This is a genomic window from Paucibacter sp. M5-1 (assembly GCF_027498415.2).
Taxonomy (GTDB): domain Bacteria; phylum Pseudomonadota; class Gammaproteobacteria; order Burkholderiales; family Burkholderiaceae_C; genus Roseateles_E.
The window spans coordinates 2,722,054-2,739,058 of record NZ_JAPZLM020000001.1 but is presented as its reverse complement, the minus strand read 5'-3'; the positions used below and the strand labels follow the sequence as shown (position 1 = coordinate 2,739,058).

At 69.5% G+C, this 17,005-nt stretch carries 16 protein-coding genes and 2 riboswitches; of the genes, 4 read left to right on the top strand and 12 right to left on the bottom strand.

All coding sequences use genetic code 11. The features are described 5' to 3' along the window. Position 1 precedes the first annotated feature (1 nt). The 4 genes from O5M90_RS12815 to O5M90_RS12800 all read right to left on the bottom strand — a co-directional run bounded on the left by O5M90_RS12815 (position 2) and on the right by O5M90_RS12800 (position 2,319). A complete protein-coding gene (locus O5M90_RS12815; RefSeq protein WP_137944753.1) occupies positions 2-844 on the bottom strand; it encodes an HDOD domain-containing protein in 843 nt (280 codons plus the stop codon). A 108-nt stretch (positions 845-952) separates the two neighbouring features. Next, positions 953-1,216 (bottom strand): hypothetical protein, encoded by a 264-nt coding sequence (locus O5M90_RS12810; protein ID WP_269841348.1) that lies wholly within the window; start codon positions 1,214-1,216, stop codon positions 953-955. A 30-nt stretch (positions 1,217-1,246) separates the two neighbouring features. Next, entirely contained in the window at positions 1,247-1,432 is a 186-nt protein-coding gene (locus tag O5M90_RS12805; RefSeq protein WP_137944755.1) for a hypothetical protein, read from the bottom strand. A 341-nt stretch (positions 1,433-1,773) separates the two neighbouring features. Next, positions 1,774-2,319, bottom strand: coding sequence for a hypothetical protein (locus O5M90_RS12800; RefSeq protein ID WP_269841347.1), 546 nt, complete (start codon positions 2,317-2,319; stop codon positions 1,774-1,776). A gap of 111 nt (positions 2,320-2,430) precedes the next feature. On the opposite strand from O5M90_RS12800, the gene O5M90_RS12795 reads away from it, so the two are divergent. Next, positions 2,431-3,027, top strand: coding sequence for an SRPBCC family protein (locus O5M90_RS12795; protein WP_269841346.1), 597 nt, complete (start codon positions 2,431-2,433; stop codon positions 3,025-3,027). Here O5M90_RS12795 and fusA read toward each other — a convergent pair whose 3' ends face one another. After that, positions 3,028-5,121, bottom strand: coding sequence for an elongation factor G (fusA, locus tag O5M90_RS12790; RefSeq protein WP_269841345.1), 2,094 nt, complete (start codon positions 5,119-5,121; stop codon positions 3,028-3,030). A gap of 77 nt (positions 5,122-5,198) precedes the next feature. Further along, entirely contained in the window at positions 5,199-6,512 is a 1,314-nt protein-coding gene (locus O5M90_RS12785; protein ID WP_269841344.1) for a D-amino acid dehydrogenase, read from the bottom strand. A gap of 82 nt (positions 6,513-6,594) precedes the next feature. Next, positions 6,595-6,704, bottom strand: a riboswitch (glycine riboswitch). Further along, positions 6,705-6,794, bottom strand: a riboswitch (glycine riboswitch). Between the two features lie 99 nt (positions 6,795-6,893). Here O5M90_RS12785 and O5M90_RS12780 point away from each other — a divergent pair. Together O5M90_RS12780 and O5M90_RS12775 are read left to right on the top strand one after the other, a co-directional pair. Next, a complete protein-coding gene (locus tag O5M90_RS12780; protein ID WP_440402069.1) occupies positions 6,894-8,066 on the top strand; it encodes a PQQ-dependent sugar dehydrogenase in 1,173 nt (390 codons plus the stop codon). Positions 8,067-8,077: 11 nt separating this feature from the next. Continuing rightward, positions 8,078-8,878, top strand: coding sequence for an alpha/beta hydrolase (locus tag O5M90_RS12775; RefSeq protein WP_440402068.1), 801 nt, complete (start codon positions 8,078-8,080; stop codon positions 8,876-8,878). Here the strand turns inward: O5M90_RS12775 and O5M90_RS12770 are convergent. Further along, the gene (locus tag O5M90_RS12770) at positions 8,875-10,500 is read right to left on the bottom strand and encodes an acyl-CoA dehydrogenase family protein (protein ID WP_269841341.1); all 1,626 of its coding nucleotides are present in this window, start codon (positions 10,498-10,500) and stop codon (positions 8,875-8,877) included. The two genes, O5M90_RS12775 and O5M90_RS12770, sit on opposite strands and share 4 nt — an antisense overlap. Next, positions 10,466-11,041, bottom strand: coding sequence for a GNAT family N-acetyltransferase (locus O5M90_RS12765; protein WP_269841340.1), 576 nt, complete (start codon positions 11,039-11,041; stop codon positions 10,466-10,468). Before O5M90_RS12765 ends, O5M90_RS12770 begins: the two co-directional genes overlap by 35 nt. A 60-nt stretch (positions 11,042-11,101) precedes the next feature. Between O5M90_RS12765 and O5M90_RS12760 the strand changes: the two genes are divergently transcribed. Continuing rightward, positions 11,102-11,857 (top strand): TetR/AcrR family transcriptional regulator, encoded by a 756-nt coding sequence (locus O5M90_RS12760; RefSeq protein WP_269841339.1) that lies wholly within the window; start codon positions 11,102-11,104, stop codon positions 11,855-11,857. A 7-nt stretch (positions 11,858-11,864) separates the two neighbouring features. On the opposite strand, the gene O5M90_RS12755 is transcribed toward O5M90_RS12760, so the two are convergent. From O5M90_RS12755 to O5M90_RS12740, 4 genes are all read right to left on the bottom strand, one after another. Then, complete coding sequence (locus tag O5M90_RS12755; protein WP_269841338.1) at positions 11,865-14,180, bottom strand: DUF6351 family protein; 2,316 nt, start codon at positions 14,178-14,180, stop codon at positions 11,865-11,867. Between the two features lie 124 nt (positions 14,181-14,304). Then, positions 14,305-14,949 carry a GNAT family N-acetyltransferase gene (locus O5M90_RS12750; RefSeq protein WP_137944766.1) on the bottom strand — a complete coding sequence of 215 codons (645 nt, stop codon included), beginning with the start codon at positions 14,947-14,949 and terminating at the stop codon, positions 14,305-14,307. A gap of 119 nt (positions 14,950-15,068) precedes the next feature. Beyond that, entirely contained in the window at positions 15,069-16,439 is a 1,371-nt protein-coding gene (locus O5M90_RS12745) for a GAF domain-containing protein (protein WP_269841337.1), read from the bottom strand. Further along, the gene (locus tag O5M90_RS12740; protein ID WP_262970329.1) at positions 16,436-16,918 is read right to left on the bottom strand and encodes a hypothetical protein; all 483 of its coding nucleotides are present in this window, start codon (positions 16,916-16,918) and stop codon (positions 16,436-16,438) included. The genes O5M90_RS12745 and O5M90_RS12740 overlap by 4 nt, the downstream gene beginning before the upstream one ends. Positions 16,919-17,005: the final 87 nt, after the last annotated feature.

Below are 17,005 nucleotides of genomic sequence, written 5' to 3'. Positions count from 1 at the left end.
CTCAATAGAGCTCGTGCAGCAGCTTCAGGGTCGGCTCCTGCCGCATATTCAGCAGGGTCGCGATATCGCTGATGTCGTCGGGGATGGCTGCGTCGTCCCAGCCATCGGCCGTGTGGCGGGCCAGCCGAACGGCCAGGCGCACGCACTGCACCTGCGGGTCATGCAGGCGCTTGTCGTCGGTGATATGGGTCAGCAGCTCGGGCAGGCGCCAGGCCTTCATCAGCGATTGCTCCAGATCGGCCAGCTCGATGTTCAGGATCTCGCGCTGCACCGCCGCGCTGCGCAGATGGCGGTCGGCCTGCTGGCGTGCGCGGATCTGCAGCGCCAGCTCGGGCGCGTGGCACCACAGCAGCATCTCGGCAAAGTCATGCAGCATCGCGGCGCTGTGGATCACCGCCGCATCCGGGTCCATGCGATGGGCGGCAAAGCCCAGCGCAAAGCGGGCCGCGCGTTCGGCCCGCTTCAGCACCCGCTGCAGGCCTTGCAGCGCCTCGGGCTGGCCGGCCAAGCGGTCCTCCACCGTCGCCTGCGGGCCGAAGGCCGTGAAAAAGGGCGTGATGCCCATCAGCACTAGGGCCGCGGTGACGGTCTCGGCGTCGGTCAGCAGCCGGCTGGAGCGATGCGAGGCCGCATAGGCCAGCACCTTCAAGGTCATCAGCGGGTCGGTCGCGACCATCTCGCCGATGCTGTTGGCATCGAAGGCGTCCTCATTGGCCCGCATCAGCTCCAGCGACTCGGCAGTCGCTGCGAGCACGGGAATCTCCGCGTCGCGGAACACCGCTGTCCACCAGGACAGATCGGGCAGGGCCTTGCGCAGCGGAATGGGGCTGGTGGACGCGGGCATGGGTGCGGGTCGGGTTGCTGGTGCAGGGGTGGCGGTAATCGTATATCGGCATCCCTGCGTCCATCTTGACCCATACCGCCAGCGCCACCAGACCCAGCAGTGCAGGCATCACAGCCGCGTCACTCCGTGCAGCGTGCCAACCAGGCGGCCATCCACATAGAGCGCCCCCTCGGGCGCGCCGGCCTCGGCGTAGAACTCCAGCTCCGGCGCACGGCGCCTGCGGCCATGGACGCCGCTCAGGCGCTCGGCCAGACGGGCCAGGCGGGCGCTGGCACTGCGCAGGCCGCCGGCCAGGCTATGCCGCCAGCCTTGCTGGCTCACCGCGGCCTCGGGCCAGCGGCGCAGCGCGTGAACTTGTTGCTGTCTCATCATGATTCTTCTCCATCGTTGTCGCCGCCCGTCTCAGGGGCTGCGATCGCTGTCGCTGCGCCAGATTTGCTGGCGCAGCTCGAGATTGGCTTGTTGGCGCTGCGCCTTCGGCGCGCTGCCGTGGCGACCGGCCTGACGCATCAGGCTGGGCGCGACCAGAGGGTTGCGCGGCTTGCGCAGATTCAGGATCTGCGGCCGAGGGGAGGTGAACTGAGTCATCAAAACACTCCTTGCGAACCGGGTTCGCGGCGGGATGAACAATGCGGCGGCGCCACTGCGGCGCGGGCAGCGTGAAACGTAGCGGGACCAGAAAAACCGGGACCAGACATGCAGAGCCGGCAGGGCGGGCTCTTGGAGCGGGAACGGCTGGCGCCGATCCGGGGCCAGGTTCGGACCCCAGGAGCGGTGCGCGGCAGCATCGCAAGCCGGCGAGGCCTGCGGGTTGAAGTGTTGGCGTTACGGTGTCGCTGTGGTGAACCAGGCCACAACTTGCGCAAATGATAAACGATTGATTATCTTGCGCAAGTGCTTTTTATCGTGATTGATAAAGAAGTTAGGGATCAGCGCTTCTTCGGCTTCAAGGGCGCGATGCCTTGCTGCAGCTTGCGCCAGGCATCGACATCGTCGGCCATCTGTGCCAGTGCCGCCGGCCGGGCGCTGCCGGCCGCGCTGCGCGTGGTGGCTGTGCCGCCTGCGGCGGCCGGCTTGACCGTCGCCGCCTCGGCGGGCGGCGGCGTCAGCACCTCGCCCAGCAGGTCCAGCAAACGGGTACGGGCGCGCTGCGGGTGGCGGCGGTAATAGGTCAGCACCAGGCCGACGATGAAGCGTTCGTCATCGTCCTGCGGCACGCTGGGCGTGGCCTCCTGCACCGGGCTGGCGGCCGGCGTGGCCGGGTGGTCGTGATCCATCCAGCCCGGCGGCTTGTGGAACAGCTGCTCGAACTGGCGCGCCAGCCGCTCGCCGATCTGGCGGGAGCGGCCCTTGATCTGGCTCCAGTAGCTCGGTTGGATCTGCAAGCGCTCCGCGAAACGCCGCTCCAGCCCACGCAAGGTGGCGGCATCGGGGTGTTTGACGGTGGCGGCGACGAATTCTTCAAACAGGCGCATCGCATTGTCCAAACGGACTTGTGCGGTGTCCCGGGGAGCGGATGACATCTGCGTATGATAAAGCTCCCTTCATCCTGGGCCGCCGGTCCGGGGCCGACCGAGGAGAGCGAGATGACTTTTTTCATGGCTTCTCTGCTGCGCGCGGGCGCTTTGTGGGTGCTGTGCGTCGCGGCCTTGCCGGTGGTGGCCGCCGAGCGCAGTCTTGATAAAGAAGTGATCATCAAGGCCAGCCTGGACCAGGCCTGGCAGAGCTGGACCACCCGCGAAGGCATCGTCGCCTTCTTTGCGCCCGATGCCAGGATAGAGCCACGGGTCGGCGGTGCCTTCCAGATCTATATCGATCCAGGCGCTGCGCCAGGCATGAAGGGTGCCGATGAGATGCGTTTTCTGGCGCTGCAGCCCAAGAAGATGCTCAGCTTCGACTGGAATGCACCGCCGCATCTGCCCGAGGCGCGGGCCCAGCGCACCTTCGTGATCCTGCGCTTCGAGCCGGTCAGCGAGACCGAGACCCGGGTGCGCCTGCACCACACCGGCTGGGGCGAGGGCGGCGAGTGGGACAAGGCCTATGCCTACTTCGACCGGGCCTGGGACAATGTGCTGGCCAATCTGAAGAAGCGCTATGACAGCGGCCCGCAGGATTGGACCGAGTGGCTGGCCCAGCTGGCGCAGTGGCGCGCTCAGCAGGCGGCATCCGCGCCGACCAAATAGCTACTCCTCGTCCTTGACCTTGTAGGACGAGATCAGCGCCGTCTGGGTGTTCGGCGGCACCGCCTCGTAGTGCGACAGCGCCAGCGTGTAGCGGCCCTGGCCGCTGGTCATCGCATTGAGCCGGGTCTGGTAGCTGGCCAGCTCGGCCAGCGGCGCCAGACCCTGCACCGTGATCACGCCGGGCACGGCCGAGCGCGTGCCGTTGACCTGGCCGCGCCGCGCCGCCAGGTCGCCGGTGATGTCGCCCATGGCCGCCTCGGGCGTGCTGATCTCGACATGGACGATGGGCTCCAGCACCAGCGGTCGCGCCTCGCGCACGGCGGCGATCATGGCCTTGCGGCCGGCGGTGACGAAGGCGATCTCCTTGCTGTCGACCGAATGGTGCTTGCCGTCGAACACCGTGACGCGCAGATCGACCAGCGGATAGCCGGCGACGACGCCGCTGTCCAGCGCCGAGCGCACACCCTTCTCGACCGCCGGCATGAACTGGCCCGGTATCGTGCCGCCCTTGACCGCGTCGACGAACTCGAAGCCGGCGCCGCGCGCCAGCGGCTCGATGCGCAGATAGACCTCGCCGAACTGGCCGGCCCCGCCGCTCTGCTTCTTGTGCCGGTAATGGCCCTCGGCCGGGCTCGAGATGGTCTCGCGGTAGGCGATGCGCGGCGGCTGGGTCAGCACCTCGAACTTGTAGGTCTCGCGCAGCCGCTCCAGCAGCATGCGCAGATGCAGCTCGCCCAGGCCGTAGACCAGGGTCTCGTTGGTCACGCTGGCATGCTCGACCTTCAGGCAGGGGTCTTCGTCGATCAGGCGGTTCAGGATCTCCCACAGCCGCTGCTCGTCGCCATGGCGCGCCGGGCTGATCGCCAGGCCATGCACCGGCACCGGGAACTCCAGCGGCGCCAGGTGGATGTGTTCGTCCTCGGGCGCGTCATGCAGCACCGCGTCGTAATGCAGCTCCTCGACCTTGGCGATCGCGCAGATATCGCCCGGCAGGGCCTGCTCGATCTCGACATGCTCCTTGCCCTGCAGCAGGAACAGGTGGCCGACACGAAAGGGCTTGCGCGCATGGCCCACAAAGAGCTGGCTGTTCTTCGTCAAGCTGCCCTGGTGCACCCGCAACACCCCCATCTTGCCCAGATAGGGGTCGGCATTGATCTTGAACACATGGGCCAGCACATGGGCGCCGGGCTCGGCCAGGGCCTGCAGCGGCAGCGCGTCCGGCCCCTCACCGCGCAGGAACAGCGGCGGATTGCCTTCGGTCGGATTGGGCAGCAGGCGCTCGATCACATCGAGCAGCTCTGCCACGCCGGCACCGGTTCGCGCCGAGGTAAAGCAGACCGGGATCAGATGGCCTTCGCGCAGCGCCTGCTCCAGCGGTGCATGCAGCTCGCTGGCGTCGACATCGCCCTCGTTCAGATAGCGATCGACGAAAGCGGCGTCCACCTCGACGACCTGCTCCACCAAGGCGCGATGGGCCTCGGCCACCGACGAGAAATCGCTGGCCCCACTGCTGCTGTAGAAGCAATCCTGCACCCGCGTGCCGCCATCGGCCGGCAGGTTCAGCGGCAGGCATTCACGGCCGAAGCTCGCGCGCAGCTGCTCCAGCAGCGCCGGCAGCTGCACGCCGGGCGCGTCGATGCGGTTGATCACGATCAGGCGGCACAGCCCGCGCTGCGCGGCGGTCTCCATCATGCGCGAGGCCATCAGCTCGATGCCGTTGAGCGCATTGATCACGACGATGGCCGTGTCGGCCGCCTCCAGCGCCGGCAGCGACTGGCCGATGAAGTCCGGCGCGCCGGGCGTGTCGATCGCATGGATGCGCAGGCCGCCATGGTTCATGTGCACGACCGAGGCATGCAGCGAATGCTGGGCGCGCTTCTCCAGCGGGTCGAAGTCGCTGACCGTGTTGCCGCGCTCCACCGAGCCGACCGCAGTGATGGCGCCGGCCTGATGCAGCAAGGCCTCGATCAGGCTGGTCTTGCCGGCGCCGGCCGGCCCCACCAGGGCCAGGGCGCGGATCTGGGCGATCTGCGCGGAGAGGCCCGGACTGCCCGGGGCTGCAGTCTCTGGGGCCTTGCTGTGGCTGGCGGGCATGGGCGCACTCCTTCGGTCATTGCACAGGGATGACGGCTGAAGCGGTGCCGGGTCTTGAGCCCCGGCTTGGGCACAGCCTAGGGCAAGCGCGGCTGCGGCACAAGAGGCCTGTTCCCTGGGCGCGCCGCCGCGCGGCTGGCTTCTGTGAAGGCGTAATCCAACTCCGGCACGCGGCCGCCGACGATGTCGGCGATGGCCGCGCCCGAGCCGCAGCTGTGGGTCCAGCCCAGCGTGCCATGGCCGGTGTTGAGGAAGAGGTTGCCGATCTTGCTGCGGCCGATATAGGGCAGATTGGACGGGGTGGCGGGGCGCAGGCCGGTCCAGTACTGTGCGCCCGAGCCGTCGCTCATCTGCGGGAACAGCTCGCGGGTGCGTCGCACGATGGCCTCGCAGCGGGCCAGGTTCAGACTCGTGTCGTAGCCGTTGAGCTCGGCCGTGCCGGCGATGCGCAGCCGGTCGCCCAGGCGCGAGAACACCAGCTTGTACTCGTCATCTGTCAGCGAGACCTGGTAGCTGTGCTCGGGCGCGGTGACCGGCAAGGTGACCGAATAGCCCTTGGCCGGATAGATGTTCAGATCGACACCCAGCTCGCGTGCCAGGCCGCGGCTGAACGAGCCCAGGCACAGCACATGGGCGTCGGCCTGCAGGCGCTGCACCTCGCCGCGCGCATCGGCCACGATGAGCTGCTCGATGCGGTCGCCGCTGCGCTCGAAGCCCAGGATGCGGGTCTCGTAGCGGAACTGCACGCCGGCCGCCGCGCACAGCCGCGCCAGTTCCTGCGTGAACAGGTGCGCGTCGCCCGACTCGTCGCTGGGGGTCATGCTGCCGCCGACGATCTTCGAGCGGCACTGCGCCAGCGCCGGCTCGATGGCCACGCACTCGTCCGGGCTCTTCATGTCCAGCTCGCAGCCCTGCTCGCGCATCAGGCGGGCCGGCTCCTGGGCCGCCTCGTACTCGGCCTCGCTGGTGTAGAAATGCAGGATGCCCTGGGTGCGCTGCGCGTACTCGATGCCGGTGGCGGCGCGCAGCGCCTGCAGCTTGGCGCGGCTGTACAGGCCCAGGCTGACGATGTTGCGGATATTGTGGGCGGTACGGCCCGGTGTGCATTCACGCAGGAACTGCAGGCCCCAGCGCCATTGCGCGGCATCGGCACGCAGGCGGAACAGCAGCGGCGCATCCTCGCGCATCAGCCATTTCAGCACCTTCAGCGGCGCGCCCGGATTGGCCCAGGGCTCGGCGTGCGAGACCGAGATCTGGCCGCCGTTGGCGAAGCTGGTCTCCAGGCCGGCGGCCGGCTGGCGCTCGATGACGGTGACCTCGTGGCCGGCCTGGCGCAGATACCAGGCGGTGGTGATGCCGGTGACGCCGGCGCCGAGAACGATGACTTGCATGCTGAACTCCAGGAGGAGCTGAGCGCCAGACGGACGTGGGTTATGGAGGGAAGAAACCCGGGCATGCGTGCGCCTGACGCGCGCCGCTCCCGCTGTCCCTGATACCTGAGAGATTCAGCGCCCATCACCCGATGCGCGCCTTGCTCCTTCGGTGGCGGTCCCTTGCGGACCGCGCTCTCCAGCATTCGGCTTGTGACGGATCCAGTACGGGGCCTGAGCGAGTATGGGAGCTTGCGCCTTCGGCGGCATGCGCGAGGGCATGCTCTCTCCTGAATCCGGGGCCGAGTGTAGGCGGGGCTCCGAGGGGGCGTCAACCCTGCGCGGGCGCCGCGGCCGTCGCCTGCAGTAAGCTGGCGGGCCATCCCCGTGCGGGAGTTCACGATGCCTCTCGAATCCATGTCCAAACTGAGTCTTGCTGTTGCCAGTGTGTTTCTTGCTGTGGCCTGCGGTGGTGGCGGGGGCGGCGAGGTGGTCGCCGCGCCCACCCCGAGCCCGCCGCCCGCTGCGGCGCCGCAGCTGACGACCCTGCACAGCGGCCTGTCGGCGCCCTGGGGCCTGGCTCTGCTGCCCGATGGCCGCATGCTGGTGACGCAAAAGGCCGGCAGCCTGCTGCTGCTCAGCGCCGATGGCCGCAGCACGCTGGCCACGATCAGCGGCGTGCCGGCGGTCGTCTCCGCCGGCCAGGGCGGTCTGCTCGATGTCGCGCTCGACCCGGACTTCGCGAGCACGCCCTGGGTCTATCTGTCCTATTCCGAGCCCGGCAGCGGCGCCGAAGCGGGCCGCAGCGGCACGGCGGTGGCGCGTGGTCGTCTGGTGGGCAATGCCTTGCAGGATGTCGCGGTGATCTTTCGCCAGGCTCCCAAGGTCACGGGGGGTGGCCATTTCGGCTCGCGTCTGGTGTTCTCCAACGACAAGACCCTGTTCGTCACGCTGGGTGATCGCCAGCTCGGCAGCCCCGCGCAAGACCTGGCACAGACCCTGGGCAAGGTGGTGCGCATCAACCGCGACGGCAGCATCCCGGCCGGCAATCCGGCGCTGGGCGCCGGTGCGCGGCCCGGCATCTGGAGCTATGGCCACCGCAACCCGCAGGGCGCGGCCCTGCACCCGAGCAGCGGCGAGCTCTGGCTCAGCGAGCATGGCCCGCAGGGCGGCGACGAGATCAATATCGCCCGTGCCGGCGCCAACTACGGCTGGCCCATCAAGAGCTATGGCTGCAACTATGGCTCGCCGGTCAGCGAGGGCTGCAGGCTCGGCGGCGGCGTCCATGCGCCGGCCTTTGTCGAGCCGCTGACTTACTGGGTGCCGACCTCGGTGGCGCCGGCCGGCCTGGTTTTCTACACCGGCGCGATGTTCCCCGAGTGGCGCGGCCAGCTGTTCTCCGGCGCGCTGGCCGGCCAGGCCCTGTGGCGCCTGCAGCTCAGCGGCAACACGGTGGCCGCGCGCGAGGCGATGTTCGCCAGCCTGGGCGAGCGTTTCCGCGATGTGCGCCAGGCGCCGGACGGCGCGCTGCTGCTGCTGACCGACAGCGGCAAGCTGATGCGGCTGGCGCGCTGAGGGCTTGATTGATGCCGATGCGCCGGCTGCTGCTCGTCGTCGCGCTGGCGCTGCTGGTCTATGGCCTGCTGCTGGCCTGGCTGTACTGGCGCCAGGAGCGCCTGCTCTTCATGCCCCAGCCGCTGCCGGCCGCGCACCGCTTCGCGCTGGGCGACGATGTCCACGAGCTGCAGATCGCCGTGCCCGGTGCCCGGCTGTCGGCCCTGCATCTGCGCCTGCCGGCGCCCCGGGGGCTGGTGTTCTTTCTGCACGGCAATGCCGGCAATCTGGACAGCTGGTTCGTCAATGCCGACTTCTACCGCCGCGCCGGCTACGACCTCTTCATGCTGGACTATCGCGGCTACGGCAAGAGCACGGGCCAGATCGACAGCGAGGCCCAGCTGCGTGCCGATGTGCGGGCCGCCTGGGACAGCGTGGCGCCGCGCTACCAGGGCCTGCGCCGCGTGATCTATGGCCGTTCGCTGGGCACGGCGCTGGCCGCCGGTCTGGCGGCCGAGGTCAGGCCCGAGCTGACCGTGCTGGTCTCGCCCTATGCCAGCATGGCGGCGCTGATGCGCCTGCACTATCCCTGGGTGCCTGGGTGGCTGCTGCGCTATCCGCTCGATACCGCCGCCGCTGTCGCGCGCCTCGACGGCCCCCTGCTGCTGCTGCATGGCGAGCAGGATGAATTGATCCCGCCGCAGCAGGCCGAGCAATTGCTGGCCCATGCGCCGCAGGCCCGGCTGCAGCGCATTGCCGGTGCCGGCCACAATGATCTGCAGAATTTCGAGCCCTATCTGCAGGCCATGCGCGAGGCGCTGCGCGGCCCCTAGTCCGGGTAGGCGCGCGCCAGCACCGCCTGCACGTCCAGCCCGCGCGTGTCCAGCGCACCGTAAACCCGGCCATGCCGCGCATCGAAGCGGCTGGCGATGAAGACCTCGGCGATCGCGGCCGGCGCATCGCGGCGCAGCAGGCAGGCCTGGGCCGTGATCACCAGGCGCTGGGTCAGCTGGCGGCCCAGGGCTTCGGCCGGCTCGGTGTGCAGCAGCTCGCGCAGGGTCTGGAGCTCGGTGCGCAAGAGCGGCTCATCGCCGGCCATCTGTTGCAGCTCCTCGAGCAGCTCGAACGCCGACTGCGGCTCGCGCGCGATCGCGCGCAGCAGGTCCAGGCACATCACATTGCCCGAGCCCTCCCAGATCGAATTGACCGGCGCCTCGCGGTACAACCTTGCCATCGGGCCTTCGTCCACATAGCCGTTGCCACCGAAAACCTCGATGGCCTCGCCGGCGAGCTCGACCGTGCGCTTGCAGACCCAGAACTTGGCGGCCGGCGTCATCAGCCGCTGCCAGCCGCGCTCCTGCTGCTCGAAGGCCTGCGCCAGGCGCAGCATCAGCGCACAGGCGGCCTCGCTCTCCAGCGCCAGATCGACCAGCACGCTCTGCATCAGCGGCTGCTCGGCCAGCGCGCGGCCGAAAGCGCGGCGCCGGCGTGTGTAGTGCAGGGCCTGGACCAGGGCCTGGCGCTGGATCGCGGCGCTGCCGATCACGCAGCTGAGCCGCGTCGTCGTGGCCATCTCGATGATGGTCGGGATGCCGCGGCCGGGCTCGCCCAGCAGCAGGCCGTGGGCGTCCTGGAATTCGACCTCGGCGCTGCTATTGCTGCGGTTGCCGAGCTTGTGCTTCAGGCGCTGGATCTGCACCGCATTGCGCGTCCCGTCCGGCCGCCAGCGCGGCACGAAGAAGCAGGACGGCCCGCCCTCGGTCTGGGCCACGACCAGATGGGCATCGCTCATCGGCGCCGAGTAGAACCATTTGTGGCCGCGCAAGGCATGCTCGGCGCCGCGCCCGCCGGCGCCGACCGGTGTGGCCCGGGTGGTGTTGGCGCGCACATCGGAGCCGCCCTGTTTCTCCGTCATGCCCATGCCTATCCACAAGCTGCTCTTCTGGTCCAGCGGCAGGTCGCGCGGATCATGGGCGCGCGACAGCAGGCCCGGGCCCAGCCGGGCATAGAGTGCGGGCTCCTTGGCCAGCACCGGAATCGCTGCCTGCGTCATCGTCGCCGGGCATAGCGTGCCGGCCTCGATCTGGCCGTGCAGATAGAAGCCGGCCGCAAAAGCCGCCCAGCGGCCGGTGCGCTCGCTGTCATAGGGCAGGGACACCAGGCCCTGGCCGCGGTACAGGGCCAGCAGCGCATGCCAGCTGGGGTGGAAGTCCACCTGGTCGATGCGGCGGCCGCGCCGGTCGTGGGTTCGCAGCGTCGGCCCCTGCTGATTGGCCTGCTCGGCCAGGGCCAAGGTGTCGGCGCTGCCCAGGATGTCGGCATAGCCCTGCAACTGGGGCAGGGCCCAGGCGGCGCCATGTCGCGCCAGGCCCTCGCGCAGCGCGGCGTCGCTGCTCAGCGGGTTGTAGTCGCTGAGTTCGTCAACCTGGTTGCTGATCTCGTGCGTGCTCCACATCGCGGCTCTCCTGCTGCTGATCGTCCAGCAGCTTGTAGTAGAGCGCGGTGGCGGCCAGCTGACCATCGGGGCTGGCCGCATAGCGCGGGATCTCGCCGGCCTTGAGCCAGCCCAGATGGCGGTAGACGGTCTCGGCATGGGAGCCGGCCTCGGTGTCCAGCACCAGCAGGCTGCAGCCGTCCAGCCGGGCGGCCCGCTCCAGCGCCTGCATCAGCACCGTGGCCAGGCCACGGCCGCGCGCGCTGCTGTGCACCATCAGTTTCTGCACCTCGGCGCGGTGGCGGCCATTGGGCTTCTCGCACAGCGCGAGCTGGGCCGTGCCCAGCACTTGCCCGCCCTGGGACAAGAGCCACAGCCTGTGGCTCGGGCCCAGCCTGGCCAGCACCGCCTGCCAGTAGGCGCCGGCCTCGGTCTCGTCCAGCGTGGCCAGAAAGCCCAGCGAGGCGCCCCGCTCGACGGCGTCCAGCAGCAGCGCCGTCAGCTGAGGCAGGGCGCCGGTGTCGCCACGCGCCACGGTTTGCAGATGCAGTCCTTCGGTCATTGCTTGCCTTGTGCTGGTGTAGTCTTGCGGTTTGAATATCCAATGACAAAATACTAACCAATGGTTAGCAAAATTGCAAACCCGCATCTGAACCCGCCGCCGCGCGCCAGCGGTGCCAAGGGCATGCACCGTGCCTCGGGGGTGGTGTCGCCGGCGCCCGACGCGCTGCAGAAACCGCTGGCCAAGCCGCAGCCGCGCCAGCGCGTCAAGACGCCCAAGCCCGAGGGGCCGCTGAAGAAGGCGACGGCCTCGGCCCTGCGCCGGGCCGCGCACAAGGAGGCGCTGGAGCAGGGCATCGTCGACGCGGCGCGGGCGCTGTTTGTCGCGCAGGGCCAGGAGGCCGTGACCCTGCGCGAGGTCGCGGCCGCGGTCGGCTATTCCCATGCCACGCTCTACAGTTTCTTCGCCGACAAGGCGGCGCTGCTGGCGCGGCTGGGGGCCGAGGGCCGCGAAGGCCTGCGGGCGGCGCTGGAGGGCCAGCTCAGCGGCCCCGGCGATGCGCGCGCCGCGCTGCGCCGCGTGGCCGCTGCCTATCTGCGCTGGGCCGTGGCCCATCCGCACCACTACCGGCTGCTGACCCTGGACCCGCTGCCGGCCGAGGCCGACGACGAGCCCGACGCCTATGCACTGCTGCGCGATCTGCTGGCCCGGCTGCCGGGCGGCGATACGGACCTGCGCGCCCAGACGGTCTGGGCCGCACTGCACGGCGCGGCCCTGCTGGAGATCGCGCTGGTGCCCGGCTCGGGCAAGACCTGGCCCTGGCGCGATCTGCAAGCCCGCATCACGGCCGTCGCCGAGCTGGTGGCGGCGGCCTGAGCCAGCTTTACCAGCGCGGCCGTGCCCGGTCGGGCCGGCTGTAGTCGCAGACGCCTTCTGGGAAGGTGCTCCTCAGCGCCGCCGCCGCCGCCGCATCCGGCACCCAGGGCCAGTAAGTGCCGTCGCGCAGCGCCCGTTCGACGGACTTCAGCGCGCATTGGTAGATGCCGCCCTCCAGCGGCGCGCCGGCCATGGTGCGCGAGGTGCCGTAGAGCGGGAAGCGCTGGGTGCAGGGGCCGGCAGGCTTGTTGTCGAGAATGCCGTTCCAGGCATCGTCGCCGGCATAGATCAGCCGGCCCTGCAGATCGAAGCAGCTGTCCACCGCACGCGCCGGCCGGTTCTGGGCCAGGCTCTTTCTTGGATTGGCGCGGATATTGGCCATCCACTCATCCATCACCGCGACCGCCTCCAGCGTCTGGCTGGCCTTGGGCTGACCGGGCATCGTGTCGGTGAACCAGATCACCAGATGGCGGCTGTGACCCATCTCCTCGCGCATGCGCTGGCGCACCGCGAAGGACTGGTGGGCGTTGTGCATGTCCAGCTCGCGCTCCAGGTACTGGCGGTGGTCGATGGTCGGGATCTCCAGCCGGCCGCCAAACACCATGCCCGAGCTGTAGGCCGCGCGCTGGGCCCGGCTGTCGCCTCGGGTGCGCGGCGCCGGCTGGTCCGGGGCCGAGGCGAGGTTCATATTGCGCCGGCTCCAGGGGTCGAAATTGGCCGGATCGAAAGCGCCCAGAAAGGGGAAGCCCTCCTGCACCATCTCGCTGGGATGCTTCCAGCCGCCGATCTTGCGGTTCAGATCGAGGAACTCGGCCGGCGTGATCTGGCCTTCCTTCAGTGCGCGCAAGCCGTACTGCACGCCGACATTGTCCCAGGTAGGCCGCGCCGCGCCGCTGGCATCGACGCCGTAGATCGTGCGCAGATCGTCGTAATGGGTCCAGCGTATCGCCGCGATATCGCTCTGCGGCTCGTAGAACTGCTGGTTCGGCACCTGGCCGTAATGCGGGTTCATCGTCAGCGGCGACAGCCCGCGCCAGGACTTCACGCACTCGGTCGAGCCCAGCGCGGTGCTGTAGCCCAGGCCCGCCTTGAGGCCGGCCAGCGGGTCGGCCACCGACTCCTCGGCGTTGAAGCCGACCAGCCATGTGCGGTTTTTCGCGACCCGCCATTTCGGGTTGGCGCGGTCGGTCGCGTCCATATAGTGCTCCAGCAGCTCGCAGTCGCCGACGTGGATGGTCTGGGTCACCATGTCCGGATAGCTCTGCACCGGCAGCGCCGCGTCGAGGATGCCGGGCTGGTTCTGCTGCAGGATGTATTGCTGGATCGCACCGCCCGAGCCGCCCAGCCCGTAGGTGTAGAGCGGCCGGCCGTAGCGCTCGATGAAGCGCTCCTTGGTCATCAGCGCGGTCTCGGCGGCGAGCTGCAGGTTGTAGTGGGTGCCGGTGTTGTTGCCGCTGGAGTGCACGATGGCTGTGCCGCTGCGCAGGATGTCGGCATTCATCGCACCGCCATGCAGCGTGCCCTGGCTGTGGCCGATCGCGACGCCGCCCTGGAACCAGTACTGCAGCCGGCCGTTCCACAGGCCCAGGTCCGGCGCCGCCGGGTCCTCGCCGCGCGGCGCCAGCATCGCGAAGCTGTAGAGAAAGCGGTTGATCGTGCCGCGCTCCTGGCGCACGACGAAGTCCACGACGCGGCCGTCGGCCAGCGTGGTGCTGGCGATGTCGGCCGGCCGACTGCCGTCGGTCGGCAGCGGCTTCCATTGATTGCCGGTGCTGCGGTACCAATAGGTGACGAAGGTCGCGATGCTGCAGTCGCGGCTATAGCCCTGCAGATTGCCCAGGCCGTCCTTGACCGGGTTGCCCGGCGGCACGGCCGCGTCCACCAGGGCCGGCTTGCCGACCGCGCCCTGCTGGCTGGTGCAGACAAAGGGCTGCTGCTGCGGGCCTGAGAACAGCGGGCCGGTGATCGGGTGGTTGTTCAGGCTCAGGCTGTCCAGCACCGCGCCGCTGCGGTGGCGCAAGAGCAGGCGGTTGCGGCCCTCGACCAGGCCGCTGATGACCGCTTCGAGCCGATCGCCGCGCTGCTGCCAGACCGGCTGGATGCGGCTGTCATTGAGCCACAGCACGAGCTTGTCGCGCAGGCCCGGCGCGGCGTGCAGCGCGATGCGGGCGTCGCCGCCGCTGACCCATTCGGCCGGGCCTGACAGCAGCTCCAGCGCGGTGCGCGCCCCGCGATCACCGTGATGATCACCATGGGCGAGGCTGCACAGGGGCAGCATGACAAAAGGGATCGCAGCGGCGACCCTGAGGGTTCCGAGTTTCATGGCTGGCGTCTCCTTGGGCCCGTGACGGGCCTTGTTGGTTTTGCGTCGGCCATGAAGCCGGTAGGCGGCTACGAGGCCGCCCCGACGATAGACCCGTCGCGGCGGTCCTGTCGTCCCCCTAGGTTCAGCGCGGCATCTGCAGGCGCTTGTAGTAGCGCGCGGTGCTGTGCAGCCGGCCTTCGGCGCAGCTGTCGTAGTCGGGGATCTCGCCGACCCGCTGCCAGCCGAGGTGGACATAGACGGCCTCGGCCTGGCTGGCGGCCGGGGTGTCGAGCACCAAAAGCGTGCGGCCTTGCTGCAAGGCGGCACATTCGACGCTGGTCATCAGCTGGCTGGCGATGCCGCGGCCGCGCGACTGGCTGTGCACCATCAGGCCCTGCACCTCGCCGCGGTGGTGGGCATTGGCCTGCGGGCACAGCGACAGCTGGGCAGCGCCCTGCAGCTGGGCGGGCCGGTCGGCCTGGCCCTCGCAGGCGATCCACAGGCTGTGGTGCTGGCCCAGCTTGGCGAACACGCCGTGCCAGTAGTCCAGCGCCGCATAGCGCGACATCGGCGCCAGAAAGCCCAGCGAGGCGCCGTGATGCACGCTGTCGGTCAGCAGATCGCACAGCGCCGGCAGCCATTGCAGATCACGCGATGTCAGGCGCCGCACCGCCGGCAGGCTGGGTTCGTAGCGGGTCTGGCGCTGCGTGCTGAGCTCATACAGCTCGGCCTGGAAACCCAGGTCGCGGGCGACGGGTGAGACGGACTTGGCTTGGCGGAGGAACATGGCGGATGGTGGACTGCTGATCGGGCCGGGAACCCACCGCTTCTTCTGGAGGCGGCGGGGCCTGGTATTCCCTTATGCAAGCGGCGTGCCAGCCGGCAGCGACCGGGCATGCTCCGGCCCTAGTCGGCGGCCACGATTTCCAGCGGCCCGCTGGCGCTCAGCCGGTACTGGCCGCGTCCGCTGCGCTCGATGCGCAGGCCGAAGTCGCGCTCGGCCAGCCGGCGCTCCAGCAGCAGCAGTCGCACGCCGAGGTTGTCCTGCACCTCGGGCAGACGCAGATCGTCGCCGGCCAGGCGCAGTTCGCGGGTGCTGAAGCCGGCGCGGCCGCTGGCGATCTGGTCGCGCACCAGCTTGGCGATGATGGCGCCCGCCACGCCCTTGATCAGGTACTGGTCGTTGACGAAGACGCTGTGGTCGCGCGGGTAGTGGCGGATGCGCAGCGCCGCACCACTGGTCGGCGTGCGCTCGGTGGGCGGCGCCGGCGCGTCGATCAGCTCGGCCTTGTGCAGCGCGGCCAGGCCCTGCGCCAGCTGCGCGCCGATGGCGGTCAGCGCGTCCTCGTCGTCGTAGCTGAAGAACTGGTCGTTCTCGCTCTCCACCAGCAAGGCGCCGACACTGCGGCCGCGCGCGCGCAAGGGCACGGCGAGCTGGCTGCGCGGTGCGGCCAGGCCCGGAAGCGGGATGGTGTCGGCCATGGCGGCCTGCAGGCCGAGCTGCTCGGCCTTGGCGCGCCAGCTCATGCCGTAGCTGTACATCTGGCTCATATGGCCGATGCGGATGGGCACGTTCTCGCGCAGCGCGACCCCCGCCAGGCCGGCCTCGGCCAGCGGCAGTTCGGCGCCGCTGCCGGCCAGCTCGTAGCCGATGCTGGCCAGCGTGAACAGGCCCTGGCCGTGTTCGTCGAGCAGCCAGAGGATGGCGTGGCTGATGCAGAGGTCCTGCTGCAGACCCTGGGTGAAGGCGTTCAGCAGGCTGCGCAGATCGGCAGCCTCCGCGAGCTGCTCGCTCAGGCGGCGCACGCCCGCCGCGAGATCGCAGCGCGGCGCCATCCCGGGCAGCGGGCGCACCGGATCAAGCTTGCGCAGCGACTCGACGCGGTAGAGGTCGGCGCCGCGCAGATGGAAAACCTTCTCCATGCCGGTCTGCGCGGCGATGCCGGCAAGCTTGGCGCGCAGGCGCTCGTACACCGGGCCCTCGGTATCGGTACGCAGATAGCGCAGCTGCAGCAGCACCGAGACACCGGAGATCGGATCCTCGACGCTCAGCGCGACACGGCCGGTGGCCAGGATGTTGGCGCGGGCACGGTTGAGAAACTGGTAGGTCAGCGCGACATGCTCGTCGTCGATGTACTCGGCATGCGACAGATAGTTGACATGCGGCATGCCGTCGGCGCCCACCGAGCACATCGCCGGCGGGATCACGCCTTCGAGCAGGCGGCGCACATCGCGCAGCTTGAGGGCTCGGCGCTCGGTCTGTGGGCTTGTGCTCATGGCAGCAGGTCGATGGCCTGGCCCGCACCGGGGCCGGGGGTCTGGTCCCAGGCGCCCATCGGCGTGAAGCGCACGCAGCTGAGCTTGTCCAGCGACAGATCACCGAGCGTGGCGTGGATCAGGCGGCGGTCGGCGCCGAAGGCCTCGATCTGCTGCAGCCAGGTTTCGAAGTAGGCGGCGAACACCGGGCCGTGCTCATCGCGCGGCGGCAGCACCTCGGCATCGGCGCCTTTGACATGCAGCACGCGGTAATTGCTCGGCAGGCCGGCGGACACAGCGACGCGGCGGCTGGCGCTGATGGCGGCCAGCAGTTCCGCAGTTTGCTGGCTGAGCGCCAGCAGCTCGATGCGGCCATCGGCCAGGACCCGGGCGGCGTGGGCGAACGCCAGCTCGGGCTGACCTTGCGGCGTGACGCTGCCGACGCGCAGCGTCGGCCCCAGACTGAAGTGATCGATCCAGTGGGCGGGAAGGCGGTGCATGGTGGCTTGGCGGTGAGGCAGCGGATCTTAGATCAAGGGCCGTTGGCAGCTTAGCAAACACTTAACAAGCGCTTAAGCGATAACTAG